Genomic DNA, 25443 nt, shown 5'->3' on the forward strand with positions numbered 1-25443 from the left:
GGCAGGAGCCGGCGGCGGGTGGGATCAAGCGCCGGCGTGCAGGTGGGATGCCCACACCGACCCGGACCTGTGCCGCTGGCCGGTAGCCCGGCTGCGACGTCGGCGAGGTGGGCGGGCAAGTCGCCGAGCTCGACATGAGGTCGCACCCGGCCAGTAGGCGGAGGTGAACTCCGCCTACTGGCGGACGTCGAGAACATACGCGCCGCCGACCTGGTCTGGCCGAACCGTCAGGTCGATAGGCGGTCGAGGAGGCCGAACCGCTGGGCGAACGCGGATATCTCGTCGCGCTGCTGAACTGGATCGATGGCCGTGGCGCCCACGACGATGCGGGTCACACCCTGCGCGGCGAACGCCTCCACCCGTTCCGGTGTCATGTCGATCGACCCCCATCGCGTGTACTCCAGAGCATCCGGATTACGGCCAGCCTCGAAGGCGGTCGACCGGGCGAGGTCTAGTTGGAGGCTACGCTCATCAGGACCGAGCGCACCGCCGGGAAAGTAGCCGTCGCCTCGCAGCCCGGCCCGGCGTGCAGCCGCCCGACTTGATCCACCAACGTGGATGGGCAGCTGGGTAACGCCGTAGGGCTTCGGGAAGCTGCACAGGTTGTCGAAGTCGAAGAACTCCCCGCGGAAGCTGACCCCGTCCTCGCCCCCGGCCCAGAGCAGTCGCATCACGTCGATCGCCTCGTCGGCGCGGCGACCACGGGTGCTGAAATCCACCCCCACCGCCTGGGCCTCGCCCGGCAAGGTTCCCAGCCCCACGGTCAATAGCCGCATCCGCCCCTTGGACAGCACATCAATGGTGGCCAGTCGCTTGGCGAGGACCACTGGATGGTGGTAGGGAAGCAGCAGCACGCCCGTGCCGAGCAGCATCCGGTTCGTGGCCGCGGCGACGAGGCTCAGGCAATCGAGGGGATCGGCGTAGGGCAGCGACGGCGGGATCTCGATGGACCCGACCATCGCCCCGGGGTACAGCACGATGTGCTCCGGCAGATACAGTGCCTCGAAGCCGCATTCCTCCGCATGCTGGGCGTAGGCAGTGATCCGGTCCGGGTCGACACCGTAGTAGGGCGTGCTGTAGCCGATTGCGAACTTCATCTCATTCTTCCGATCTGCTGATACCCCATTGCTCCCCGCCCGCCGTTGGCCGGGCGGACAGGGACGTTGAGCTCGATGACTGTTCGTCGGTCAGCGACGGCTACTACGGCCGCATCGCGATCGTTTGAGCGAGCTGGCTCTGCAACTGCTGCCGTACCGCGTCGAGCCGCTTGATACAGACATCGACTTCGGCGAGTTTGCGTCGCAGCACCAGCACAGAGTCCGGGCAAACGTGTCCCGACGTGTTGCCGGCCCGCAAACAGGCGACGAACGGGCGGATGTCGTTGAGGTCGAAGCCCACAGCGAGCAGGGCCCGAATTTCGTGGACGACTCGCAGCTCTGTCTCGTCGTAGACGCGGTAGCCGTTGGCGGAGCGCCGTGGCCGTACCAACCCGTGTGACTCGTAGTAGCGCAGCGTGCGGGTGCTCGTGCCGGCCCGTTCCGCCAGTTCGCCGATCAGCATCCGACCTCCTTCACCCGCCCGGGGCAAGACGCTAAACCTTGTCGCCGGCGTCAAGGCAACGTGCCGCCGGTAAGAAAGTTGCCGGAGGAGGTCACCCCGGCCACCGCAGCACGGTGGCCGGGGTGACGAAGAAGACGTCCCAGCGGGCCCGGGGTAACAGCCGGGACAGCGCCGCGAGGATCACCCGATCTACCTATCCCAGCCCCGCCCAAGCCAGCCCAGATGGAACGTACTGCCTGTCTCGTCTCATCTTGGCAGGTAGGGGGGCTCCGGTTTTCCCCCGGAGGTGATCGTGCTGGCGGTGCGCCGGTGGACAGCCGGTGGACAGCCGRTGGACAGCCGATGGACAGGAGTATCGAACACGCGAGGGCTTATCGCATGATTCCGGTGTGGCCGAGGGAGTAGCGCCCGGGCTGCGGCCAGACAGCGAGCCCGTGCGGCTCGTGGCCCACCGGGATCTCGGTCAACAGCCGGCCGGTCGTCGGGTCCGACCCGCCGTTCCCGCCGGTATCGAACACGTACACGACGTTGCTGCGCCGGCYGGACAGCCACAGCCGGGTCCCGTCGGCGTTGACGTTGCCCATATCGGGGGTCCCGCCGCTGGGGATGGCCCAGTTTGCGACGATCTTCCTGGTGGTGAAGGAGATGACCGACACGGAGCCCCGATCACCGGTATGCGGGAACGGGACCATGTCGGAGGTCATCATGCCGCCCCGGTTGACGACGTAGAGATAGCGGCCGTCGCGGCTGGGGTACAGGCCGTGGGCCTCCGGGCCGGTCTGGACAAAGCCGGTTTTGGTGAGGGTGTCCCCGTCGATGAGGTGGACGCCGCCGGCGTTCATGTCGGCGACGTACCAGACCCGGCCCGCAGGATCGATCTTGATGTCCTGGGGGGCCGCGGTGCGTCCGAGATCGAGGTAGCCGAGGACCCGCTCGTGCGCCAGGTCGATCTTGACCAGTTGGCCGGCGAACTCGCAGGTGGCGATCGCATAGGTGCCGTCCGGGGAGAAGTCGACGTGGTTGACGCCCGCGCACCGGCTGCCCACGTCGAGGCTGTGGCGCAGGGCGAAGGTGTGYGGGTCGCGGAAGTCGACGCTGTGGTTCGCCTCGGCGATGACCATCGCGCTCTTTCCGTCGAGGGTGAAGTACAGGTTGTAAGGGTCGGTGACCGGTATGGCCCGGCCGGCGAGGCGCCCGGTCCGCGGGTCGATCGGTGACAGACTGTTCCCGACGTTGTTGTTGACCCACAGTGTCCGCAGGTCCCAGGACGGGACCACATGCTGCGGGCCGCGCCCCGTGGGGTAGGTGGCCACTACCCGCAGCGTGTGCTGGTCGATGACGCTGACCGTGCCGTCGGACAGGTTCGGGACATAGACGAGCTGCGGATCGTCGCGCACGACCGGGCTCAGCATCCCGGCATGGGCGTGGGCGTACACATCCACAGCAGTGGTGGTAGCACCAGCAACGGTGGTACCACCAGCAACGGCGGCGGTGGGGCTTGCTCCCGCCCTGGCCGGGGACGCGGCCGGGGACGCGCCCGGGGACGCGCCCGGGGACGCAGGCGGTTGCGGGAGGGCTCCAGCGTTCGCAGCCTGGTTGCCCGGGTCACGGAGGGCCCAGCCCGCCAGCAGGGCGACGACAAGGACCACCAGGCCGGCCAGCAGGATCGGGCCGTACGGCCGGGGCCGCTTCCCGGGCCGGGGTTGATGCGATTTCGCCCTGGTTGGCATGCCGACACGCTAGTACCGTCTTTTCACGCGGGGCCCTTCGACCCCGTCGGACGGTCGCATAATCGAATATGGTAGAAAGGCGTTTTACTGATCGCTTGCCTGGTTTTGCTGATCGCTTGCCTGGTTGTGATCTATCGTCGACAAGAAGGCTCGTGTCGGGGTCTGGCCGCCCGTGGCCTCACGGTACCCGGCTGGTGATCCTGGGTGCCCATCGGGCGCCTCCAGTGGCCGGGATATCCCCGTAGCCGAGATACCCTCAGCGTCATGTCTCAGCCGGCCGGTCGTGGTACCTCTCGTCGTCAGTTCCTGGCTGTGGCCGGTACGGCGGCGGCTACGGGGCTGGCGGGCTGCGGTACCGGTGGCTCGACCCCCTCGGCGCCACCAGCGTCCTCAGGAGCAACGCCGTCACCCTTCGCCCCTGCCCTTGGCGGCACATCGGGTGAGACCGCGGCGGCCTCTTCCGCTGCCGGCGCGGCCGGCGGCCCGGAGCTGGTGCCGGGAGGCGCGGCGGCGGCGGTCACCCACGGACCGCGTGACCGGTCCCGGGTCGCGCTCACCTTCCATCTCGGCCCGCACGAGGCGGGTCAGGATCTGTCCCTGGCCCATCAGCTCCTCACCGACGCCGCCAGGCTCTCGGCACCGATCACCGTGTTTGCGGTCGGGCAATGGCTCGACCGGCACCGCGACCTCGTCCCCGTCATCCTCGCGGCCGGCAACGAACTGGCGAACCACACCTACACCCACCCGGCGCTGACGACGCTTCCAGCCGATCGGGTGACCGCGGAGATCACCGGCTGCCGGGACGTCCTGGCCCGACTGGCCCCGACGCAGGGCCGCTACTTCCGGCCCTCCGGCACGAGCACCGCCACCCCGCTGATCCTCACCGAGGCCGGCGCCGCCGGGTACCGCACGGTTGTGGACTTCGACGTCGACCCGCTCGACTACACCTCCCCCGGAGCCGACACCGTCGTCGCGCGGGTGCGGGCCGGCACCCGGCCAGGCTCCATCGTGAGCATGCATTTCGGCTACCCGGGCACCGTCAGCGCGTTCCCCCGGATCGTCGCGAACCTGCGCACGGCCGGCCTCACCCCGGTACCGGTCCACGACCTGCTCACCTGACCTCGGAAGGGCCGGCCCGGGTGAAACTCCTTGGCTCCTTGGCCGGGCATTTCTTGACCGGGAGTTYCTTGACCGGGCATTCCTCGGGCCCTTCCGACCAGGACGAGATCGTCGCTTCCGCGGAAATGTTGCCGTTGTCAGCCGACGGCGCGGGAGGTGCCGAACATGGTATCCAGGGTGACCGGCTGAAGGTTGCGCTGCTCGATCAGTTGTTGGACCTTGTCGAACAGGCCGAGGATGGTCTGGTGGTTGGCGTGGCCGAGCATTATCGTGCCTGGCTTGAGGTACTGCTCGGCAAGCCCGATGAGCTGCTGCGGGGTGAGTGTGGTCGAGTCGCCGAAGCTGCCGTTCCACAGCAGGACCCGGGTGTAGCCGAGCTCGCCCACGAGCCCGTCGACGTGGGGGTTGTGGGCGCCGTAGGGCGGACGGAACCAGGGCCGGCTGGTGATCCCGAAGGTTCGCTGAATCCACTGCTCGTTCCGCTCTATATCGGCCCGGATCGCGGTGTCCGTCTCGTGCAGCAGGTTCTTGTGGGTCCAGGTGTGGTTGCCGATCTGCACCTGGCCGGACTCCACCAGCGGACGCAGGACGTCGGCGTGGCGGTMCCAGATCGCCCGGTAGGCGCCGTTCGGCGAGAACGTGATGGGGATCTTCGATCGCTGGGCGAACGCCACGTAGCCGGCGACCGTCGCGGCATCGTAGCCGTCGTCGATCGTCAGGGCGATCTGCTGGGTCCGGGCGGGTGCCTGGAAGGTCACGGTGGGTCGGCCTGGATGCGGCGGGGGCATCGGCGGAAACGAGGGCGACGGACCTGTGACCACTCCATCCCCGGGCGTGGCTACGGAATTCCCGGGCGTGGGTACGGGTGCGACCGCTGGGACGGGGCCAGGGCCGCRCACGGTGTCGGTGGCGTGGGTGTCGGGCTTGGCGGGCGCCGTGCCGGCCGAGCATCCGATCAGCGCCTGCGCGGCGCCGATGCCCAGTAGGGAAAGGAGCATCCGTCGATCCATAGACCGACATTAACGGACATATGATTACGCTTTACCATCGGTGCGTGTAATCGCGGTTCTTCCTTGTCGAGTTGCTTCGTATGTTTCTCGAAGGGATCATGCGGTGGCCGTCCCCTTTACAGACCGCCACTCTGGGGTGTCGTAGGACCGTCGCGGAGTGGCGCAGGACTGTTCTGGGGTGGCGCAGGACTGTTCTGGGGTGTCGCAGGACTGCTACTCCACGTGCATCACATCCGTGGACTCCACTCCACGGCCTGTCATCATGACGGTATGACGGGTAGCGATCTCGGGCGATGCCGGTGGAGCATGCTCGTGGTGGGTCTGGTGGCGGCCGTGGTGGTCGCGGGTTGCCGTGACACGGGCGCAGCGGAGGTATCCCGTAGCCGGCAGAACGTCGCGGCAGCGACATCRCAACCTTCTGTGACGACGGTGACACGTTCGCGGCAGGCGATGGTGACCGTGCAGGCGGGACGCTCGCGCACAGTCGTCGGGCTGAGCGCGGTGGCCCTGCACGGCAGGGTCACCGGGCCCGCGGCATCCACAGCGTGGACGATGCTGTCGGGACCGGCCCCGGCCCGATTCGCCGGTGACGCGCCGGACACGACGGTGACCCTCCCGGCTCCGGGCAACTACGTGTTCCAACTGACCGCGACCGACCGGTCCGGCCGTTCACGATCCTCGCGGACCAGGCTGACCGCGCTGCGCTACGTCGCGCTGGGTGACTCGTATTCCTCCGGGGACGGAGCCGGCCCCGTCGCCGACTACCTCCCGGGCAGCTACCGGCCATTCGGTGGCTGCCGACGCTCGACCGATGCCTACCCGGCTCTCGTCCACGCCGCCCTGGCCACCAAGGACCCGCCGCCGTCCGCGACGTCTGATCCACTGTTCACCTTCGGGGCCTGCGYGGGCGCACGCACTCGGGACTTCTCCACGTCGCAGGGGCCTGGCACCCCACCACAGGACACCTATCTGGACGGGTCGGCCGACACCGTCGGACTGGTCACCCTCACCGTCGGCGGCAACGACATCGGTTTCGCCGACATCGCGGTCTACTGTGCGGCACTGCACGTGACCACACTTCTCCCGTCCTGTCGGGACCACTCCGCACCGGCCGTGGGGGCCGCTCTGAACACCCTGCAGCCACAACTCACCGCGACCTACCGGGCTGTCCGACGGGCCCGCAGCCTCGCCCCCGGGGCACGGATCCTCGTCCTGGGCTATCCCCGGCTGTTCCCCGACGCTCTGGACGCACCCTGCCCGGTCAGCGTCCTCGGGAAGCTGGGGGTACGCATCCAGCCGGCCGACGCGGCCTGGTTCAACCAGACCGTCCACGACCTCGACAACACGATCCGCGCCGCCGCGAGGGCGGCCGGCGTGACCTACGTGGACACCGAAAACGCCTTCGCCGGGCACGAGTTCTGCAGCAGTACAGGCAGCCCTCCCGACGTCGACCTCCTCGGAACGCCGTTCTCCGCCGCGTTCCACCCCAACGGCCAGGGGCAGCGTGCGCTGGCCACCGCGATCACCGCCGCCTATCTTCCCACCGGCCGTTGACATCATTCGAGGTTGACACATCCGAGACTGACACATCCGAGACTGTCTCCGGGTCGGTCAAAAACACCCCGGTCAAAAACACCCCTAGTCGGCGAGAACCAGGCGGTGGAGTTTGTCAGGGTCGAGGATCAGGTCGATGGTGGCGATCCGGCCGTCGCGCACGGTGAGGCCGGCGACGGCGATGACACCGGTCGATGCGCGCGCGACGATCCCGGCGGTGCCGTTGACCAGGGCTGGCTGGCAGTGCCGCGCGAAGCGGGGGCCTTGGATGGCGGTGTGCTGTGCGACGTCCGCGGAGCCGGTGAGCAGCGTGGGCATGAGCCGGGTGCGTGAGCCGGTGTCGACGCGGAACACGACGTCGGGATCGAGCACCGCGACGAGGGCGTCGAAGTCGCCGGCCCGGGCTGCGGCCAGGAACGCGGCGACGACCTTGCGCTGTGCGGCGAGGTCGGGGTCCGGGACCGTCGGGGCGCCTCGCACCCGCCGTCGGGCGCGGCTGGCGAGCTGGCGGGCCGCGGCGGGGGTCCGGTCGACTATCGGGGCGATCTCCTCGAACGGCACGGCGAACATGTCGTGCAGGACGAACGCGAGCCGCTCGGACGGGGTGAGCGTCTCGAGCACGACGAGCAGCGCCAGGCCGACGGAGTCGGCGAGCACGGTCTGCTGCTCCGGGCCGTCACCGTCCTCGGCGCTGACGATCGGCTCGGGCAGCCAGGTGCCCACGAAGTCCTCCCGGCGCGCCTGGCGGGCACGCAGCATGTCGATGCATACCCGACCCACGACCGTCGTCAGCCAACCGCCGAGGTTGTTGATCGCCTCGTCGCCGGAGCGGCTCAGCCGCAGCCATGCCTCCTGGACGGCGTCCTCGGCCTCGCTGAGCGAACCGAGCATGCGGTACGCGACCGCCTGCAGCCGCGGGCGCTGGCGCTCGAACTGCTCGGCCTGCCACGTCGCATCCTCCATTGCCTRCACCTCTCGCTTGCACCCCGCCGAACCAGCCTCTCCTGAGCAGTTGACGAACGCGGCACCGCCGATGTGACGACGCCACCCGTCCGGGTCCGGGGGACGGCTGGTGGCTGGTGGCCGGTGGCCGGTGGGCAYGGCGGTCACATCTGTCCGGCGGGATCCGACAGACATCCGACGGACATCCGACAGGCAGGTGATCCGCGTACCCGCGGGTCAGGAGGAGCGCAGCAATGAGGATTGTCGTGTTCGGAGCGAACGGGCCGACTGGCCGGCTGCTGACCGAGCAGGCGCTGGCCGCCGGTTACGACGTCGTCGCGGTGACCAGGCGCCCGGCGGAATTCCCGATCACGCACGAACGGCTCGACGTCGTGGGGGCCGACGTGCACGACGCCCAGGCCGTCGATCGGGCCGTCGAAGGAGCCGACGTGGTGCTGTCGACGCTTGGCGTGCCGTTTACGCGCGAACCGATCAACATCTACAGCGACGGAATCCGGAACATCACTGCGGCGATGTTCCGGCACGGGGTCAAGCGAGTGGTCGTGGTGAGCTCGAGTGCCACCGAGCCGCATCATCATGCCGATGGCGGTTTCCTGCTCAATCGGGTCCTCCAGCCGCTGATCACCGCGACGATCGGCAAGACGACCTACCGCGATATGCGCCGCATGGAGGAACTTCTGCGCGATAGCAACCTAGATTGGACGATCATGCGTCCCTCGGGTCTGTTCGACGCGCCCGCCGTGACGAGCTACGAGCTTCACGAGGACCAGGCGCCGGGTATCTTCACCAGCCGCGCGGACCTGGCCGCGAGCCTGCTCGAACAGGCGATCGAGGTACGGTTCGTACACAAGGCGGTCGCCGTGACGACCCGCGAAGGCGCCCCGACGCTATTTCAGATGTTGCGCCGGGAGGCATTCAAGCGGGACTGACCTCAGTAAACGCGGCCAGCAGCCGGGGCCGGCCTCATGGGACAGGACGGCCGGCGCCCGGCTGACGGCGTTGTTCGTTACTTGTTTCGCTATTCGCTATTCGCTATTCGCTATTTGCTTAGTGCGGCGACGGTGTTCAGCGTCTTGCCGGAGCTGGACGTTCCACCCAGCACGTACACCCGGCCGTCACCACCGGTCGCCGCGGCATGCCCGGCCCGGGTCGAGGGGGAGCTGGTCGGTCCGGCGGCCCACCGGTCGTCCTTCGGGGTGTATACCTGCACCGCCCCGGTGACGTTCCCGGCGCTGTCCCGCCCGCCGATGATGTAGACCCGGCCGTCGGGGCCGGTCGCCCCGGCGGCACCCGCGACGCCGTCCGGCAGGTCGRACATCTGGGCCCACGAACCCTTCTCGGCCGCTTTCGAACCCGGTGTATAGGCGAAGACGTCGGTGGCTGCCCGCGCTGCGGAGCCGCCGCCAGCCCCGATGCCGCCGGCGGCCAGGATCCGGCCGTCCGGCAGGGCCGTCAGGACCGGAGCCCTGTTCCCGGATGGCGGCGCCCCGGCCGTCGACCAGCTGTCCGAGCCGGGGTCGTAGATCGCCAGGGTCTTCGCGTCGAGAACGTAGATCCTGCCGTCGGTGCCGCGGGCCGCGCTCGGGTCACCCATGGCGCTCGGCAGGGGCTTCCCCGTCGACCAGCTTCCGCTGGACGGGGTGTACACCTCGACGATGTCCGTGGGCTGGTTCGAGCTGCCGGACCGGCCGCCGATCGCGTAGATCCGGCCATCGAGGTCGGTCGCGGCGGCGAGGTGGGTACGCGCGGTCGGCAGATCGGGCGCGTCCGTCCAGGCGTTCTTCCGCGGGTCGTAGACCTGGACCGTCCCCACCGGCGTCAGGGGTGCGACGCCCGGCGGTGACGTGGGTGAGCCGGTGCCCGTCGGTGTCCCGGGCGTGGTCGGTGAACCGGTCGGACTCGCGCCGGGTGATCCGGTCAACGTCGCGGTGGGCAGGTCGGTGGTCGGGCTGGTGGTCGGGTCATCGGTTGACGGGCCGAGCGGACCGGCCAGTGGCTTCCGGGTCAGGCTCGCCGGACCCACCGTCGATGTCGTCGTCGCGGAACTTCCGGGCGTCCCGGTGGGGGCCGGCGACTGCGTCGGTGATGCGGGTGCGGTTGGCGAAGTGGGTGTGGTGGTTGGTGAAGTGGGTGTAGTCGGTGACGCGGTCGGGCCGGGCGTCCCCGTAGGCGATCCCGGGGCGCCGCCGCCGGCGCCCGTCTCGGCGGCCTGGCCGCCGATCGCATAGATTCGTCCGTCACATCCCGTGGTGGCCGCGAGATGGACACGGGGAGTCGGCAGGGCGGTAACCGTCTCCCAGCTTTGCAGTGGGCCGGCGATCTGGGGCAGCGACGGGCATCTGCTCGTCGGGCTGCCGGTCGGTGCTGCCGCCTCGGCCACCGAGCTGAGCAGCCCCGGCGCGGCCAGGGCTGCTGCCAGCGTGGCGGTCAGGACGAAGGCGCGCGAGGCGCACCGACGTGATGTACGGGACCAGTTCATGAAGTCTCCCCCCTCTGAGGACCGCGGGTGCGGCCCTGACCGACGGGTGGATGGCATGGGTAGATGACGGTGCACGCACGAGAACTAGCTGTACGTTGTGCATCCTGACGTTGTGCATTCCCATTGATTCGAAGAGTAATCACCATTGGGTTCGGTGCCCGCGGGTCCACCCGGACGGGACGAGTGGGCCTGACGTGGTGCGGGACCATCCCCCGACGGGGGTGAGTGGCGCGGGTCAGAGGTGCGGGGGTGAGTGCGCGGGTCAGAGGTGGCCGCGGCGGACCAGCAGGGCCAGGACGCAGGCCGACGGGGCCATCGGCAGCCATACCGTGATCATCCGGTAGCCGAGGACCGCCGCGAGCGCGATGGCGGCGGACTGGCCGGCAGCCATGATCGCTGCTGTCAGGGCCGCGTCGAGCGAGCCGAAGCCGCCCGGCGAGGGCACCAGGGCCGAGGCCGCGCTCGCCGCGAAGTAGATCGCGAATACCGCGCCGACCCCGAGCGGAAGGTGCAGCGCACGCATGATCGCCCACAGGGTCGCGGCGTGCAGCATCGGGATGGCGGCCGAGCCGCCCCACAGCAGGGCCGCCCGGCTCGGCGACTGCAGGGTGGTCTTCATCGACCGTAGGTGGTCGACGACGCCCGCCCATGCCCGGCGGGCCGCCCGGCGGACCGGGGCGATCAGCCAGCCGAGCAGGCCGAGCAGAGCGAGCCCGGCGAGCACCGCCGGGACCACCATGGCCACCGGCTCGCCGCGGGGTAGGCGTGCCACGTCCACCGGCAGGAATCCCCCCGCCAGGAGCATGATCAGCACGGCCAGGTGCGTGGTGACACCGGCGGCGGTGTCGAGGCCCACCGCCGTCACCGCCTCCCGCAGGGTCAGCCCCGCACGATGCAGGAAACGAAGCTTCACCGCGCCGACCCCGAAGCCCGCCGGCAGCACGTGGTTGGCGACGCTGCCGGCGACCTGGACCGCGAGCAGCGGACCCACTGGCAGGGGCCGGGCCACCGTGCCCTGCTGGCAGGCCGCTCCCGCGATCCAGGTCAACTGGGCGACAGCGACCGCGCCCACCAGCCAGGACGGGTGGGCGCGCGTCAACGCGTCGACACCGCTCTCGACCGTTGTCCACGAACGCGCGAGCCAGACCACCGCCAGCAGCGGCGCGGCCACGGCTGCAACCCCCTTCGCCCGGATGTATCCCATCCGCCGTCTCGCCATGGAATTCAACCGCCTTGGCTCACATCGATCCGGTCTGGAACGATGTCGTCCGAAATCATGCCGCTGGGCCCGATGTTGCTCGAGACGACGCCATCCGGGACCTCCCGATGCGCCGCCGAGGATCCGAAAGAGTGTCCCGCGACACCCTCAAGATCGGAATCTGGCCCGCCCGCGAGCAGTCCGGCGAGCCGCCGGCTCAACTCACCCCAGTTCCAGTTCCGGCACATCCAGTCCCGTCCGGCGAGGCCCATCCGGGCGGATCTCTCGGGGTCGTCGAGCAGGTCGGCGACGGCCGTCGCCACGGCGTGCCGGTCGMGGCCGTCCACGACGACGCCGGTGCGACCGGGCAGGACGACGTCGGGTGCCCCRCCCTGGGCACCGGTGACGACCGGCAGGCCGCTCGCCGCCGCTTCCAGGGCGGACAGTCCGAGACCTTCGAGGTCCAGGCCGAGCAGGCGGGTGCGGGACGGCATTGCGAAGACGTCGGCGGCGTCGAGATAGGCCGGAAGATCCTGCTCCGTGACCGCGCCGGCGAAATGCACCGCGTCGGCGACGCCCACCTGGGTGGCGAGCCGTCGCAACCGGTCCGCGGCGGGACCCTGCCCGACCAGCAGCAGCCGTGCGGCGGGATGACGTCGCAGGACCACCGGCCAGCCTCGGATGAGCATGTCCTGCCCCTTGCGCGCCACCAGGCGGGCCACGCAGATCACGACCGGTCGGTCCGACCAGCCGTGTTGCCGGCGGATCTCCTCGCCCCCGACCCGCGGCCGGAACCGTCCGGTATCCACCCCGCCGGTCAGCCGCGCGAGTGTCGTGCCCGGCGGGGCGACGGCGAGCAGCCGGCGCCGGGTGAACGCCGTCAGATAGGTCAGGACGTCGGCCCGGGCGGCGACCGCTCGGACGAGCGACCACCCGCCGGGCAGCCGGGACCAGGCGACCTCGTGCCCGTGGCTCGACGACACCACCCGGGAGATCCCGGCCGTTCGCAGCGTCGGGGCGAGCAGGCCGAGCGGCGCCGCGGTGGGAAACCAGGCCGCCTCGCAGTGCTCGGACCGCACGACCGATCGCAGGAGGCGCCGGGATCCGGGGGAGGTGAGGATCCTCTCGTCCATGCGGATCACCGGGAAGGGCAGCGTCCGGTCGAAGGCGGCGGCGCTGGGGGCTGCCGGCGCCACGACCACCACCCGGTCAGCCGGAAGCCCGGCCGCGAGATGGTAGGCGAACGTCTGGATGCCGCCGAGCACCGGGGGGAACTTGTCGGCGACCACCAGCATGCTTGGCACGTCGACCAGGCCGGTACCGGCCCCGGCGGTACCGGCCCCGGCAGGATCGGTACCTGAGGCCGGTCCGCTCCTCGCAGGGCGGATCGGCGCGTTCGGATCATCGGTGGGGCCCGGCGGGAGGGGAAGTTCCCTCACGCGTCGTCCGGCCGGCGACAGGGCTGAACGAGCGGCATCGGGCGTGTGGCGTCCCGGTTGACGGGATGCGACGGCAGGGGGTGACCCYTCATGAAGGGAGATGATTGCAGCCTCACGATGTGGCGCTAATGAGACCTGCGATCGTGACGAGCGTCCGCGCCAGGGGCGCATCCCGTGGCGAGCTGGACGGCGGCGGCCCGTGGGGCACGGGACTCCTGGAACCGCCCGGGAGCCTGGGCGTCGGTGCCGGTCCTCTCCTTCGGCCCCACGCCGGCGAGCGAGTACGCCTTCCAGTTGACCGCCGATCTACTGATCCACGGCTGGGATCTGGCGCGGGCGATCGACATGCACGGCCGGCGGGCCGGTGACACCTCGTCGGTGGCGGGTGTCGGCTCTGACCGGGACCTCGTGCACCGGGTCCACGAGCAGCTGGCGTCGCAGATCGACGCCTGGCGGGCGGCCGGCATCTTCGCCCGCCCGGTGCCGGTCCCGGATGACGCCGACGAGTGGACGAGGTTGCTGGCCCTCACCGGCCGCTCGCCCGACTGGCGGCCCGGATCCGGCGGATAGCTCGGCACGACGGATATCAGCACAAGAGCACAAGGGATATCGACACAACGGATATCAGCACAATGGGTAGATGAGGATGGGGGCGCCCGACCCCCCGGGTGCGGAGGTGGCCGGGGCCGTGCAGCTGTGTCGCGGGCTCGGTGCCGTGGGTGTAGGCGGATACTCGCCACTCGGCACCGGGCTTGGCACCGGGTGTTTCGCCCCGCCCACCTCCGTCGGCGTCGGTGACGCGGTGGCCGACGAAGGCCCGCTCTTCAGGGAGGGGCCCGCCGTCAGTGACGAGGGATCCGTGAGTGACGAGGGATCCGAGCCGCCGCCGATGCCCAGCCTGCCGATCGCCGCTRGCAGCGAGCCGTCCTTGGCGATGGCGAGGTCGGCCGCTGCCGCGGCGCCCTCGGCGCGTCCCCAGCTCACCCGTAACCCGGACGTCGCGATCAGACCRCCGACGGCGAACGCGGCCACGGCGCTCACGACGACGAGTAGGGCCAAGAGCAGCCGCACGGTGCGACGGTCACCGGAATCCACCGGAACGCTCACGACCGTCTCCGACCGTCCGGTATATCGATACCTGGAGTGAATACCCGTGAGCACAACTGTAGGCGTCGGTATCGGGCGGCGGCCACGGAATCCCTCCGCATTGGGTGACCGTAGCGGATCGCGACGGGCTCSAAGGGACAGCGGCACGCCGGATGGGAGTCGGATCTCGGGTCGAGGGGCCGCCGGGTCCCGYCGGGCTCAAGAGCTCAGGACGCCGACTCCTGTCCCGGCTCCTGTCCCGGCTCCCATCCCGCCACTCGGTCCCGCCTCCCGCTCGGCCAGCAGCACCGCGAGGTCGTCCTGCAGCCTGCCATCCACGTGGGCGCGCAGAGCCCCGGCGAGACGGTCGAGCGCGTCGTCCTGGCTGCCGCCCCGCAGCAGGTCCAGATGATCGTCCAGAGGGAAGAACCGCCCCCGGCCGTCCCGGGCCTCGGTGAGACCGTCGGTGAACAGCAGCATCCGATCGCCGACCGCCCAGCTCGCCATCGTGACGGAGAAACGCTCGGCCAGCCCRAGCGGCGGACTCGGCGACTTCAGTTCCAGCGTGGTGCACTCGTCCGCCGAGACCAGTCGTGGCGGGTGATGCCCGGCCGAGCACAGGCCCAGCCGACCGTCCGGGTGGATGTCGACGATGAGCGCCGTCACGAAGTCCTCGGGTTCGGCCTCCCGACCCACCGCGCGGGCGCAGGCGGCGGCCACCTGTTCCGGGTCGAGCCAGGTCACTGCCGCCTCGCGGAAGGCACCGAGCACTATCGAGGCCAGCCGGACCGCGGGCAGGCCCTTGYCGCGGACATCGCCGATGATCATCCGGATGCTCTGCGAGGTGGAGACGACCTCGTAGAGATCGCCACCCACCGACGCCTCCTGGGCGGCGGAGAGGTACCGAGCCGCGAAACCGGCCCCGTTGAGCCGGCTCGGGACCGCCGGTAGCAGTGCCCGCTGCGCGACCTCGGCGACCGCTTTGACCTGGTGCAGTTGTGAGCGTTGCCGTTCCCGGCACACGCAGATGCAGACCGCGATCACGGACTGGAGGGCGACCAGCGTGGTTGCGGCGAGATGCGGACCGGTCCCGAACCAATGATCCCAGAAGCCGGAGAGGAGCGCYGCGATCACTGCCAGCGCTCCGACCGCGGCGGTGACCCGGGGTGGACTGGCCGCCGCGATGATCAGTGGCCCGAGACCGAAGTACCCGACCAGGATCAGCCCGGGCGTCGCGTCGAGGATGACGACCGTGACGAGGACGAGCGTTCCGGCTATGAGGGGACGGACRTCCTCCACCCCGCCGAGCCCCTCTAATCCGCCGGGCCCCTCCACCCTGCCGAGTCCGCCGAGTCCGCCGAGTCCGCCAGCGCCTGAACGACGTCTTCGCATGGGTCATTGTCCCGGCCGGATCGGGATCCCGTGAGAGGGCCTCGCATTTCGGCTATTCGGTAACATCCCGCTACCCGTAAGGTCAGATCGGGCCGTGGACCAGGTCGGGCCGTGGACCAGGTCGGATCGGGTGCCCGTCGGGTCAGATCGTCAGATCGCGTGGGCCGAGCGTTCTCCCGGCTGATGGAGGTGCCAGCGCTCGCTGTCCTCCACCTGCGCCGCGAGGGAGATCAGCAGGGTCTCGCTGTTCGCCGGCCCCATCAACTGGGCGCCGACGGGCAGTCCCGCCGCGGTGCGTCCGGCCGGTACGTTGACGGCCGGCCAACCGAGGACGTTCCACGGCCAGGTGTAGGGACACGCCGCCACGATCGCCTGGTCGGTGGCCCAGTTGCTCTCCCGGTTGAGCTCGCCCACCCGGGGCGGCGGAGTGGCGGTCGTCGGGGCGAGTATGACGTCCACCCGCCGGAAGACGCGGCCGATGTTGAGCCGGGCCAGTGGTTCCGCGGCGCGTGTCAGCGGGAGGAACGGGCGCAGCATCCGTCCGGTCCGCGCGTTGGCCATGGTCCGCGGGTCAAGCAGGGTGGGATCGGGCACCCGCCCGGCCCAGTCGCGGATGCCGTCCATGGACCGCGGCAGGAAAATCGTGCCAAGCAGGCCGTAGGGCGGCTCCACCGGCACGATGTCATGCCCGCAGCGGGCCAGGATCTCGGCCATCCGTTCCACGGCGGCCCGGACGGCCGGATCGAGGGCCACCGGCATCCCGCTGTACGGGTGGTGCAGGGAGAGCCCGATCCGCAGGCGGGGAGGGGGATGGCCGGCGGCGGTGAGGAACGGCTCGGCCGGCGCCGGCGGTCGAGCGCGGTCGATGGGCAGGCTGCCGGACAGGACGTCGAGCAGCAGGRCCCCGTCGGCGACGGTTCGGGTTAGCGGGCCGTAGACAGTGAGCCCGTTGAACTGCTCGCGGACCGGGGCGCTCGAGATGCGCCCCCGCTGCGGTTTGATCCCGACCAGGTGGGTCCAGGCGGCGGGGATGCGCACGGAGCCCGCCCCGTCCGAACCGATCGCAGCCGGTACCAGCCCCGCGGCCACCGCGGCCGCCGCGCCTCCGGAGGAACCGCCGGGAGAGTAGTCGAGATCCCACGGGTTGCGGGTCACCCCGAACGCCTGGCCCTCGGTGAACGGCCACTGCCCGAACTCGGGGGTGTTGGTCTTGCCGATGATGATGGCACCGGCCGCCTTCAGCCGTCGCACCATCTCGCTGTCCCGGACCGCGGGGGGGAACTCCCCCATGGCGCCGAAGGCCGTGGGGGTACCGGTCAGGTCGGTGTCATCCTTGATCGCAATGGGCACGCCGAGTAGCGGTCGCCATCCCGGCGTGCTCCACCAGCCGCCGCGGCCGTCCCGGCCGGGACGGCCGCGGCGGGCGGCGAGCGCGACGTCCGCCGCCTCGGCCTCTGTCAGGGCCGCCTCGGCCCGTACCCAGCGGAAGGCGTTAAGGGTGGCCTGGGTCGCCGCTGTCCGGGCCAACGCGGCTTCGACGAGCTCGCGGGACGTCATCTCGCCGGAGGCGAGGCGTGCGGCCAGTGTGCGGATGCCTTCGAGCGGACCGTTCCGGTCGGCTGCGGAGGGCATTGTGGGCACATCCGACATCAGCCACCCCCTGACGCTCATGGCTGCTGTCCGAACCGTAGCCGACGCCGGGTCGTCCGCACCGTCGATCGCCTGATACCTCCCATTGTCCCCTGCTGTGGGCAGGTTGGGGAGAGATGAGCCATGATCGATATATTAGCCGTTATGTGGCATTTATGTGTTTGTGGATAGTGTTGGGCATCGGTGACGCGGCCCCGTGTCCTGTCAGGGCGTCTACATCGGGTTATCCGCATTGATTCCGGGTATGACGATGAGAAGTACGGCTAGTGAACATCCCGCCCGGTCGGCTTTCTCCGCGAGTCACGGGGAGCCGGCGGCAGGTCTGATCGCAGATGTGGCCTGATCGCAGATGTGGCTCGGCGAGGTGGTCCGCGTCGGTCCCGGTCGGACGGGCCGAGCGTGATGCCAGCTCAGCCGTTGACCAGCTCAGCCGTTGACCAGCTCAGCCGTTGACCAGCTCAGCCGTTGATTCCAGATCGGACCCGGTCTCCAGGTCAGACACCGACACCTTCCAGGGAGGAACCGAACGATGCCAATGGACCCGAGTTCAGTGATGCCGGAGCCCGCACGGACCGCGTCGCTTCCCGCCGACGACACGACCACGGCTCCGTTCGCGTGCCCTCCGGTCCCCCCGGTCCCGACCGGTACCGAGAGGGTAGGTGCCGGCCCGGCACCCGGCCTGAACGGTCACGCTTCCCCGGCGCCGAGCCCCGACGTCATCGCCGCGACCACCTCCGCCTCACGTGTCACCGGCCCGGGAAACGTCACCGGCCCGGGAAACGTCAGGGAGCCGGGAAACGTCAGGGAGCCGGGAAACGTCAGCGGCCCGGACCTGGCCGGCCCGGACATGACCACCCCGGGCGCCAGGGCCAGAGTGGCCGGCGGAGCCGCCGAGGTGCGCCAGAAGGTCAACGAGGCCGTCCAGACCCTTGCTCCCCATGTGTCGGTCGCCACCGAGAAGACGAAGGGGGCGGCCGAGAAGACCCTCGCCACCAGCGGGAAAGCCGCGCGGTCCGTCGGGCAGCGGATGCGGAGCAACCCGAAGGCCACGGGTGGGGTCCTGGCCGGCACGGTGGTGCTGCTGCTGGTGGTCCGGCGGGGACGGCGGCGCCGGGGATGAGTAATCCAACCACCTCGTAGGGAGAAAACTAATGATCACCTTCATCGTCGTCATGATTCTGCTCGGACTTGTCGCCGGGGCCGTYGCACGCGTGTTGCTGCCCGGCCGGGATCCCATCGGGATTCTCGGCACCATTGTGGTGGGAATCATCGGATCTTTCGTCGGAGGATTCCTCGGCTACGTCCTGTTCAATAAGGATGTCGGCGAAGGCGCTCTGCAGCCGTCCGGCATTCTCGGGTCCATCATCGGTGCCATCCTGGTTCTCCTGGTGTGGCGGAACGTGGGGGGCCACGGCGGCCGGTCGGGGTCGACCCGCAGCCGTCGTTACGCCCGCCGGTAATCGCGATACCCGCCGGCGACCGGGTGACCGCGATCCGGTCAGCAGCACACAGAGCACCTGCTCTGACCCGACGCCTGCTTCGGCCTGGGTCCTCCACCTGCGGAGGAGCTGGGCCGGAGCCTTCGGTGGTGTCGTTATGCGCCTGTGGTGTCGTTTGGCGCCTGCGGTGTCGTTTGGCGTCGGGTCGATTCCCCTGGCTGCGCCGCGTCGTCATCGTCGTCGTCGTCGCGGGGCGGTGGAGAAGAAGCGGAGCTGTCATGCTCGCTGGTCTCGCTGGTCTCGCTGAAGTTCCGCGCCCGTTCCGCGGCGTCGGCACTCGCGCCGGAGAACAGCCGGGCGTCCTCGGCGGCGTCGGCAGGCGCACCCGTGGGCGCGGTGCTCGTCCCGCCGTCCGTACCGGTCTCCGCCTCCCGGCTCGCGCTGCCGGCGGCGGTAACCGCGGCCGAGTTCGTGGCATCCATGATCGTGGGGGAGAGGAGACCTTGCACTGGGACGGGAACCGCCCGCGCTGGTTCTTCGCCGCGGCGGATGCCGTTCGTCTTGCGGAGCCGGTCGGACCTGCCGTCGGGATGGTCTCCATCGGGATGGTCGCCGTGGGGATGGTCGCGGCCGTGGAGATAGTTGTGCCGGCCGTTGCCGGACGGATCGGGGTGGCGGCCGTCGCGGTCATCGGCCCGGCCCTGATCCGGGATGCGCAGACCGAGCAGGTGCGCGGAGGCGTCGAACTCGATGCGGGTCCGGGGCAGAGCTGTCGGATGGTTGTGCTGGACCCATCGGACGAGTGCCTCGCGCATGTGGCAGCGCAGGTCGAACACGGTCGGTCCGTCCTTGCCGCTGACCAGGACGCGGATGCGGATGTGATCATCGATGGCGTCGGTGACCTGCAGGACGCAGACTCGCTTGTCCCACAGGTCCGTGGCGTCCAGGACCCGGTGCATCTCGGCCCGCATCTCGTCGATCGGGATTGCCCAGTCCAGGTCCAGCTCGACGGCACCGAGGACCGCGGACTCCTTGCGGGTCCAGTTCTGGAACGGTGTCGTGGTGAAGTAGGTCGACGGAAGGACCATCCGCCGGTCATCCCAGATGTGGACGACGACGTAGGTGAGAGTGATCTCCTCGATCCTGCCCCACTCCTTCTCGACCACCACCACATCGTCGACCCGGATGGCGTCGGTGAAGGCCAGTTGGAGTCCGGCGAAGACGTTGGACAGTGAGGTCTGGGCGGCCAACCCCGCGACGATGCCGACCACGCCGGCCGAGGCGAAGATGCTGGCGCCGGCGACGCGGACGCTCGGGAACGTCATGAGCATCGAGGCGCCCGCGATGATCGAGATGATGGCCACCGTGATCCGTCGGAGCAGGGTGACCTGGGTGCGCACCCGGCGGGCATGCCGGTTGTCGACGATATCCATTCGGTAGCGGGCGAGCGCGAGGTCCTCGAAGGCGAACGCGAGCACCGTGACGCACCAGGCGATTCCAGCGATAAGGGCGACATTAGACACTCGCAGGGCTGCCCCGGTCCAGGTCTGTTCAGCCGTGGAGGTGAGGCCGACGAGCAGGGCCACCAGCACGAGCGTGAGTCGCGTCGGCCGCTTACCGCGCTGTGCGAGATCGGCGACGATCTCCGAATGGCGGCCGATCCGTCTGGCCATGCGGTGCAGCAATACGGAGACGGCCAGGGCCAGCAGGACCGCACCGCCCAGGATCGTCAGGACGGCGACGGTCGATTGCATGTCGGAGAAGGACAGATCGGGCGCGGCGCTCAGACGCACAGACAGGCTMCTCGTCCTGGGCCATGGTCAGGGATGAAAAGGCTCGATGTCGGCCTGGGATACGGGTCCGGGTCACAGTGTGCCCGGTTGCCGTTCCCCGYGCCGKGGCCCAGCGCAGGGCTCCGATGGCAGTCGCAGCGAGGGCGTAGCAGTCACATGCATGGGGTTGGTCTGCCCGGAACATTCAGATCCAATGAAGTGATCCGAATCACGTCTGCCTGAAGGGTGGGGCGGACGATTGCGGTGGGTCCCCATCCGACTTCGTTCACGAATATAGACGTGTGGTGCGGACAAGAAAAACGTGGTTCTACCGGCGTCGCCATAGGTGTGATCGTGACACGAACGGGTCCTTCGCGGAAACACGCCGTCCTCCGTCGCCAGATTGTGTCTCGTTGAAAATAGCTACCTGGCAGGGAAGAAAGGTACGCGGGTCTGCAAGATATGGTGTCAACTGCTCGGCGCCGAGCCGGCCGTGGTGGAACACGTCGAGTTCGACGCGGACCAGAATGCGACYGCMACCCATTCACGGCGACGAAAGTGGGACTGGAGGCGATGCTCCTGCTGTAGAATCGTTCGTCCAGGTGCGGAAGGGGTATGGGAGTGTGTCGCTGGCGGACCTGGGGTATCGCCCCGCCTACGTGGAGACGCCGGTGTTCGTAGCAGTTGTCGCTAGATCAATGTTCCCGGGGGGGCAGGAAGCGGTACATCACGTGGAGGTCGACGTCGCCGAGCCAAGGATGGCGGAAGGCCGCCGGAAGGGTCCCGACGAGGCGGAACGCCAGCGAGCGCCACAGCGCGACCAACCGTGGATTGGCTGCGACGACGGCGTTGAGCTGCATCGCCCGGTAGCCGAGATCGGCCGCGTACTCGATCATCTGCTCCGCGGCCTGCCGGCTGACGCTCTCCCAGCGGTCGCCTTCGGCTCCCCGGCCGCCGTAGTAGCTACGTCCCCCGTACGGCCCGTAGCCCCGGTACATTCCGGCCCCGCCGCGCGGAGCCCCGTGATCCACCCGCTTAGGATCAACGAGCAGCATCGCCTGGACGACATGATCTCCCAGACCCGGCTGACTCGGTGTGAGCAGCGCGGTCGCGACGATCGAGGTGTCGCCCGGGCCGTCCTCCTCCATCACCAGAACCTCGGCCGGCGGGGGCAGCATCCACGCGCTTTTCGCGACCTCCTCGTCGGTGTCCGGTGTCCAGGCGCAAGTCTCGCCCTCGACCACAACGGCCCGCCAGATCGGCCAGATCGCGCCCCAGTCCTCCTCTGATGCCCGCCGTGTCCGCACAGATCGATCCTGCCTGTTCACCGGGCCGGAAGGTAACGGCCTGGAGCGCTGAACCCGCGGCAGTCACCCATCCTGGCGTTCGGTGGTTCGGTCACCGGCCGGGTTTTAAGATCGGGTCGACGGCGTAACCGCTGCATCCCTGCAGATGAACCCGGCCCATCAGTTGATCGGGATGGCCGGCGCGGGGCCGCACGGAGAGATTCGTCATGGCATAGCCGTCCGGGTGGTTGATCCAGCGTTCGCCGCTGAGATTCACCGCCCCATCGGTGTAGGTGATCCATACGAGAAACACACCGTGGGGAACCTTCGGATTGGTCGGCAGCGGAGAGAAGTCGAAAGTGGTCCACCGCTGGCAACATCGAGCGTGCCMGTCGAGCTACTTTGTGCCGGTCGCGGCCGGTACGGTCGCCTTGCCGGACGGGCCGGATAGTGGTCCGGTCCGGTGGCGTGCCGCTGATGTGGCGCGGCCGCCGGCGAGGACACTCGAGCGGACGACCTGCTGCGGCGCGCGCTCGGCGCACGCGATCCGACGCTGCTCCCRCATCAGCAGGAGCAGGTGCTCCGCTCGCTGCGCCGCTCGGGGGCCATGGCCTGAAACCGGTATCGCAGCGGCGCGGCTAGGAGRTTTATCCAGGATGGCTCTACATCGTCAGGCGAGTGGTGATCGGGCGGAGGAGACGGTCGACGTACGGCCGCACCTGGCCCCGCTGGGCGAGGAGGTCGTAGTCCCGCGGTTCCGGATGCCGCAGGAGTCGATTGCGCCGGAGACGGCCTACCAGATTGTCCACGACGAGCTGATGCTCGACGGCAAGGCGCGGCTGAACATGGCCACGTTCGTGACCACCTGGATGGACTCGTACGCCGACCGGCTGATGGCCGAGTGCGCCCCGAAGAACATGATCGACAAGGATGAGTATCCGCAGACGGCGGYGCTGGAAGAACGCTGCGTCAACATCCTCGCCGACCTGTGGCACGCCCCCGACGCCGAGCACGCGGTCGGCTGCTCGACCACGGGGTCGTCCGAGGCGTRCATGCTCGCCGGGCTTGCCATGATCCGCCGCTGGCGGGCGCGTCGCCGGTCCGCCGGCGCCCCGGCCGACCGGCCGAACATCGTCATGGGTGTCAACGTGCAGGTGTGCTGGGAGAAGTTCGCCCGGTACTGGGACGTGGAGGCACGGCTGGTGCCGATGGCGCCGGGGCGCACGCATCTGACCGCCGACGAGGCCGTGGCGCACTGCGACGAGAACACCATCGGCGTGGTGGCGATCCTCGGCTCGACGTTCGACGGCAGCTACGAGCCGGTCGCCGGGATCGTGGCCGCGCTGGACCACCTCGCCGCCTCCGGAGGGCCCGATGTTCCGGTACACGTGGATGCCGCGTCCGGCGGGTTCATCGCCCCGTTCTGCGACCCCGATCTGGTCTGGGACTTTCAGCTCGACCGGGTGGTGTCCATCAACACCTCCGGGCACAAGTACGGCCTGGTCTATCCGGGGGTGGGCTGGGTGCTGTGGCGCGACCGGGCGCATCTACCGGCCGAACTCGTCTTCCAGGTGGACTATCTGGGCGGGACGATGCCGACCTTCGCGCTGAACTTCTCCCGGCCGGGCGCACAGGTCGTCGCGCAGTACTACACCCTGCTGCAACTGGGCTATAAGGGCTACCRCCGGGTGGCCCAGGCGTGTCGGGACAACGCCCGCTGGCTGGCCGCCGAGGTGGCGGCGATGGGGCCGTTCGAACTGGTCTCCGACGGTAGCGGCATTCCGGCGTTCGCGTTCAAGCTCCGTGACGACATCACGGACTACACCGTCTTCGACGTCTCCGAGCTGCTGCGCACCCGTGGCTGGCTGGTGCCCGCCTACCGGTTCCCGCCGGGGCTGACCGATCTCGCGGTGTTGCGGGTCGTCGTGCGTCACGAGTTCAGCCGGGACCTCGCCGGGCTGCTCATCGCCGACCTGCGCCGGGTGGTGAACCGGCTGGCCCATCCGGGCCGGCGCACCGCGGGCGACCGGCCCGGCGAGTCATCGTTCCACCACTGAGCCGGGCGCCGGGCGCGGGGGCGAACCCGCCGAAGACGACCGAGTGCCCGCGGGGGGTCAGTGTGTACTCGATCCGCGGGGGTACCTCCACAGCGGGGGTACCTCCACATATGTGGACCGGTGGGGAGGCCATCGCGTCCCAGGCCGCGCAGGGACTCGGTGAGCACCCTGGGCGTGATGCCACGCGGCAGCACTTGGAGCTCGGAGAAGCGCCGCGGGCCGCCGAGGAATTTTTGTCGGTGCCGGGGTCCAAGGTGATGTGGCACGGTCCGCCTGATACGGGTCCGCACGACACGAAGGAGCACATCATGCCCACTCGAGAGACCGCCCCGGCCGGAGCGCCCTGCTGGGTCGACCTGATGACCTCCGACCCGGCCCGGGCTCGGACGTTCTACAGCGAGCTGTTCGGCTGGACGGCGGAGGATCCCGCTGAGGAGTTCGGCGGGTACTTCACCTTCACGAAGGACGGTGTCCAGGTCGCCGGCTGTATRCCCAAGCCGGACGAGGCCGTCCCGGATGGCTGGTYGGTCTACCTGGCCACGCCGGATGCCGAGAAGACCGTCGCCGCCGCCGTGGACCACGGGGGTCAGGTGATCGTCCCGGCGATGGTCGTCGGAGAGCTCGGCGTCATGGCCGTCGTGACCGACGCTGCCGGCGCGGCGATCGGCATGTGGCAGCCGGGGCTGCACCGTGGTTTCGGGGTGCTTGCCGAGCCGGGCGCCCCCGGCTGGTTCGAACTGCTCACCCGCGACTACGCTGCGGCTGTCGGCTTCTACCGGGACGTGTTCGGCTGGGACGTTCACGTCGTCAGCGACACCCCGGAGTTCCGCTACGCGACCTTCGGCAAGGACGAGGGCGCGCTTGCCGGCATCATGGACGCGGCGGGCTTCCTGGCCGAGGGCGTCCCGGCGCACTGGTCGGTGTACTTCGCCGTGCGGGACACCGACGCGGCGCTCGCGAAGACCGCCGAACTCGGTGGGTCGGTGGTGCTGCCCGCCGAGGACACCCCCTACGGCCGCCTCGCGGTCGCCGCCGACCCAACCGGCGCCGTGTTCAAGCTGGTCGGCCCGACCAAGTCTGAGCCCGCCCCCGCCGCCGCGAGCTGACCCGCCCGGCCTGGTTCCCGCCGCGGATGTGCCTGGGGCACGGCACTGTCGTTGCGGGAACCGAGGGCTGGCCCGTTACCGTCGGCCCCGGCGTCGGTGACCTGGACCAGCACCATGTTGCTCTCCACCGCCTTCGGGTCGACGCGGCCGGGTGCGGCGTCGGCCAGCAGCGCGGCGAGCTCGGCAGCGCGTTGATGGTCCTCCGCGAGCCGGTCGACATGGTGGTGCAGCGCGTGCAGGCCGGCCGCGGCCAACACGCCGGCTTGGCGCATCCCGCCGCCGAGCCGGCGGCGCCACTCCCGGACGGTGCCGACGCGGCCGGTATCACAGACGACCAGAGAGCCGACCGGCGCGCCCAGCCCCTTGGACAGGCACACCGACAGGGTCGTGAAAGCGGCCGCGAGGCGCCGCGGCGGGACGGCGCTTGCGACCGCGGCGTTCCACAGCCGCGCGCCGTCGCAGTGCAGCGTCACGCCGGCGGAGTCGGCGATGGCACGGAACTCCGCCAGCCGGCCGAGCGACCAGACCCGGCCGCCGGAAACCGTTGGCCGAGTGGAGCGGATCCGCCCACCTCGCGGGCAGGCCGGTGGACCGCTCACAGGA

General features: G+C 69.8%; 22 protein-coding genes and 1 pseudogene. 8 read left to right on the top strand and 15 right to left on the bottom strand.

Annotated features, from left to right (window positions below):
- Positions 1-227: 227 nt before the first annotated feature.
- The 3 genes from Manayef4_RS07375 to Manayef4_RS07385 all read right to left on the bottom strand — a co-directional run bounded on the left by Manayef4_RS07375 (position 228) and on the right by Manayef4_RS07385 (position 3290).
- Positions 228-1097 carry a TIGR03619 family F420-dependent LLM class oxidoreductase gene (locus Manayef4_RS07375; protein ID WP_011434633.1) on the bottom strand — a complete coding sequence of 290 codons (870 nt, stop codon included), beginning with the start codon at positions 1095-1097 and terminating at the stop codon, positions 228-230.
- A 103-nt stretch (positions 1098-1200) separates the two neighbouring features.
- The gene (locus tag Manayef4_RS07380; protein WP_011434634.1) at positions 1201-1560 is read right to left on the bottom strand and encodes a MerR family transcriptional regulator; all 360 of its coding nucleotides are present in this window, start codon (positions 1558-1560) and stop codon (positions 1201-1203) included.
- Between the two features lie 371 nt (positions 1561-1931).
- Entirely contained in the window at positions 1932-3290 is a 1359-nt protein-coding gene (locus tag Manayef4_RS07385) for a YncE family protein (RefSeq protein WP_070131087.1), read from the bottom strand.
- Between the two features lie 492 nt (positions 3291-3782).
- Here Manayef4_RS07385 and Manayef4_RS07390 point away from each other — a divergent pair, with 492 nt between their 5' ends.
- Positions 3783-4409 carry a polysaccharide deacetylase family protein gene (locus Manayef4_RS07390; protein ID WP_023840184.1) on the top strand — a complete coding sequence of 209 codons (627 nt, stop codon included), beginning with the start codon at positions 3783-3785 and terminating at the stop codon, positions 4407-4409.
- Between the two features lie 137 nt (positions 4410-4546).
- Here the strand turns inward: Manayef4_RS07390 and Manayef4_RS07395 are convergent, their stop codons facing one another.
- Positions 4547-5167 carry a polysaccharide deacetylase family protein gene (locus tag Manayef4_RS07395; protein ID WP_254665507.1) on the bottom strand — a complete coding sequence of 207 codons (621 nt, stop codon included), beginning with the start codon at positions 5165-5167 and terminating at the stop codon, positions 4547-4549.
- Between the two features lie 681 nt (positions 5168-5848).
- Here Manayef4_RS07395 and Manayef4_RS07400 point away from each other — a divergent pair.
- Complete coding sequence (locus tag Manayef4_RS07400) at positions 5849-6973, top strand: SGNH/GDSL hydrolase family protein (protein WP_175443340.1); 1125 nt, start codon at positions 5849-5851, stop codon at positions 6971-6973.
- An 84-nt stretch (positions 6974-7057) separates the two neighbouring features.
- On the opposite strand, the gene sigJ is transcribed toward Manayef4_RS07400, so the two are convergent.
- The gene (sigJ, locus tag Manayef4_RS07405; RefSeq protein ID WP_070131089.1) at positions 7058-7936 is read right to left on the bottom strand and encodes an RNA polymerase sigma factor SigJ; all 879 of its coding nucleotides are present in this window, start codon (positions 7934-7936) and stop codon (positions 7058-7060) included.
- Positions 7937-8169: 233 nt separating this feature from the next.
- On the opposite strand from sigJ, the gene Manayef4_RS07410 reads away from it, so the two are divergent.
- Positions 8170-8865 (top strand): NAD(P)H-binding protein, encoded by a 696-nt coding sequence (locus Manayef4_RS07410; RefSeq protein ID WP_011434640.1) that lies wholly within the window; start codon positions 8170-8172, stop codon positions 8863-8865.
- A 110-nt stretch (positions 8866-8975) separates the two neighbouring features.
- On the opposite strand, the gene Manayef4_RS07415 is transcribed toward Manayef4_RS07410, so the two are convergent.
- From Manayef4_RS07415 to Manayef4_RS07425, 3 genes are all read right to left on the bottom strand, one after another.
- Positions 8976-10415 carry a kelch repeat-containing protein gene (locus Manayef4_RS07415; RefSeq protein ID WP_070131090.1) on the bottom strand — a complete coding sequence of 480 codons (1440 nt, stop codon included), beginning with the start codon at positions 10413-10415 and terminating at the stop codon, positions 8976-8978.
- Positions 10416-10677: 262 nt separating this feature from the next.
- Complete coding sequence (locus Manayef4_RS07420) at positions 10678-11619, bottom strand: lysylphosphatidylglycerol synthase transmembrane domain-containing protein (RefSeq protein ID WP_235462892.1); 942 nt, start codon at positions 11617-11619, stop codon at positions 10678-10680.
- A gap of 20 nt (positions 11620-11639) precedes the next feature.
- On the bottom strand, positions 11640-12908 hold the full coding sequence (locus Manayef4_RS07425) for a glycosyltransferase family 4 protein (protein WP_070131128.1): 1269 nt from the start codon (positions 12906-12908) through the stop codon (positions 11640-11642).
- A 318-nt stretch (positions 12909-13226) separates the two neighbouring features.
- Between Manayef4_RS07425 and Manayef4_RS07430 the strand changes: the two genes are divergently transcribed.
- Positions 13227-13622 (top strand): hypothetical protein, encoded by a 396-nt coding sequence (locus Manayef4_RS07430; protein WP_011434644.1) that lies wholly within the window; start codon positions 13227-13229, stop codon positions 13620-13622.
- A gap of 54 nt (positions 13623-13676) precedes the next feature.
- Here the strand turns inward: Manayef4_RS07430 and Manayef4_RS22615 are convergent, their stop codons facing one another.
- The 3 genes from Manayef4_RS22615 to Manayef4_RS07445 all read right to left on the bottom strand — a co-directional run bounded on the left by Manayef4_RS22615 (position 13677) and on the right by Manayef4_RS07445 (position 17162).
- Positions 13677-14159, bottom strand: coding sequence for a hypothetical protein (locus tag Manayef4_RS22615; RefSeq protein ID WP_083282330.1), 483 nt, complete (start codon positions 14157-14159; stop codon positions 13677-13679).
- Positions 14160-14357: 198 nt separating this feature from the next.
- Positions 14358-15530, bottom strand: a complete 1173-nt coding sequence (locus Manayef4_RS07440; RefSeq protein WP_070131092.1) for a PP2C family protein-serine/threonine phosphatase — start codon at positions 15528-15530, stop codon at positions 14358-14360.
- 150 nt (positions 15531-15680) lie between these two features.
- Positions 15681-17162 (bottom strand): amidase, encoded by a 1482-nt coding sequence (locus Manayef4_RS07445; RefSeq protein WP_254665508.1) that lies wholly within the window; start codon positions 17160-17162, stop codon positions 15681-15683.
- 547 nt (positions 17163-17709) lie between these two features.
- Between Manayef4_RS07445 and Manayef4_RS07450 the strand changes: the two genes are divergently transcribed.
- Positions 17710-18300, top strand: coding sequence for a hypothetical protein (locus tag Manayef4_RS07450; RefSeq protein WP_023840176.1), 591 nt, complete (start codon positions 17710-17712; stop codon positions 18298-18300).
- 31 nt (positions 18301-18331) lie between these two features.
- The gene (locus Manayef4_RS07455; protein ID WP_011434649.1) at positions 18332-18640 is read left to right on the top strand and encodes a GlsB/YeaQ/YmgE family stress response membrane protein; all 309 of its coding nucleotides are present in this window, start codon (positions 18332-18334) and stop codon (positions 18638-18640) included.
- A 134-nt stretch (positions 18641-18774) separates the two neighbouring features.
- On the opposite strand, the gene Manayef4_RS22620 is transcribed toward Manayef4_RS07455, so the two are convergent.
- The 3 genes from Manayef4_RS22620 to Manayef4_RS07470 all read right to left on the bottom strand — a co-directional run bounded on the left by Manayef4_RS22620 (position 18775) and on the right by Manayef4_RS07470 (position 21990).
- A complete protein-coding gene (locus Manayef4_RS22620; RefSeq protein WP_011434650.1) occupies positions 18775-20412 on the bottom strand; it encodes a mechanosensitive ion channel family protein in 1638 nt (545 codons plus the stop codon).
- Between the two features lie 674 nt (positions 20413-21086).
- Positions 21087-21698 (bottom strand): hypothetical protein, encoded by a 612-nt coding sequence (locus tag Manayef4_RS07465; protein WP_011434651.1) that lies wholly within the window; start codon positions 21696-21698, stop codon positions 21087-21089.
- 91 nt (positions 21699-21789) lie between these two features.
- Positions 21790-21990, bottom strand: a complete 201-nt coding sequence (locus Manayef4_RS07470) for a hypothetical protein (RefSeq protein ID WP_011434652.1) — start codon at positions 21988-21990, stop codon at positions 21790-21792.
- Positions 21991-22333: 343 nt separating this feature from the next.
- Between Manayef4_RS07470 and Manayef4_RS07475 the strand changes: the two genes are divergently transcribed.
- Complete coding sequence (locus Manayef4_RS07475) at positions 22334-23734, top strand: glutamate decarboxylase (RefSeq protein ID WP_070131093.1); 1401 nt, start codon at positions 22334-22336, stop codon at positions 23732-23734.
- Positions 23735-24042: 308 nt separating this feature from the next.
- A complete protein-coding gene (locus tag Manayef4_RS07480) occupies positions 24043-24840 on the top strand; it encodes a VOC family protein (RefSeq protein ID WP_070131130.1) in 798 nt (265 codons plus the stop codon).
- Between the two features lie 89 nt (positions 24841-24929).
- Here Manayef4_RS07480 and Manayef4_RS07485 read toward each other — a convergent pair.
- Positions 24930-25379, bottom strand: a pseudogene (locus Manayef4_RS07485) (beta-eliminating lyase-related protein); the annotation flags it as partial.
- Positions 25380-25443: the final 64 nt, after the last annotated feature.

The sequence above is a fragment of the Frankia sp. CgMI4 genome (assembly GCF_001756285.1).
GTDB lineage: Bacteria > Actinomycetota > Actinomycetes > Frankiales > Frankiaceae > Frankia > Frankia casuarinae.

Bases quoted from the DNA above. Each gene is read 5' to 3' on its own strand.
- Manayef4_RS07420 (WP_235462892.1), bottom strand. From the start codon at position 11,619: ATGGGATACATCCGGGCGAAGGGGGTTGCAGCCGTGGCCGCGCCGCTG.
- Manayef4_RS07375 (WP_011434633.1), bottom strand. From the start codon at position 1,097: ATGAAGTTCGCAATCGGCTACAGCACGCCCTACTACGGTGTCGACCCG.
- sigJ (WP_070131089.1), bottom strand. From the start codon at position 7,936: ATGGAGGATGCGACGTGGCAGGCCGAGCAGTTCGAGCGCCAGCGCCCG.
- Manayef4_RS07380 (WP_011434634.1), bottom strand. From the start codon at position 1,560: ATGCTGATCGGCGAACTGGCGGAACGGGCCGGCACGAGCACCCGCACG.
- Manayef4_RS07450 (WP_023840176.1), top strand. From the start codon at position 17,710: ATGCCAATGGACCCGAGTTCAGTGATGCCGGAGCCCGCACGGACCGCG.
- Manayef4_RS07410 (WP_011434640.1), top strand. From the start codon at position 8,170: ATGAGGATTGTCGTGTTCGGAGCGAACGGGCCGACTGGCCGGCTGCTG.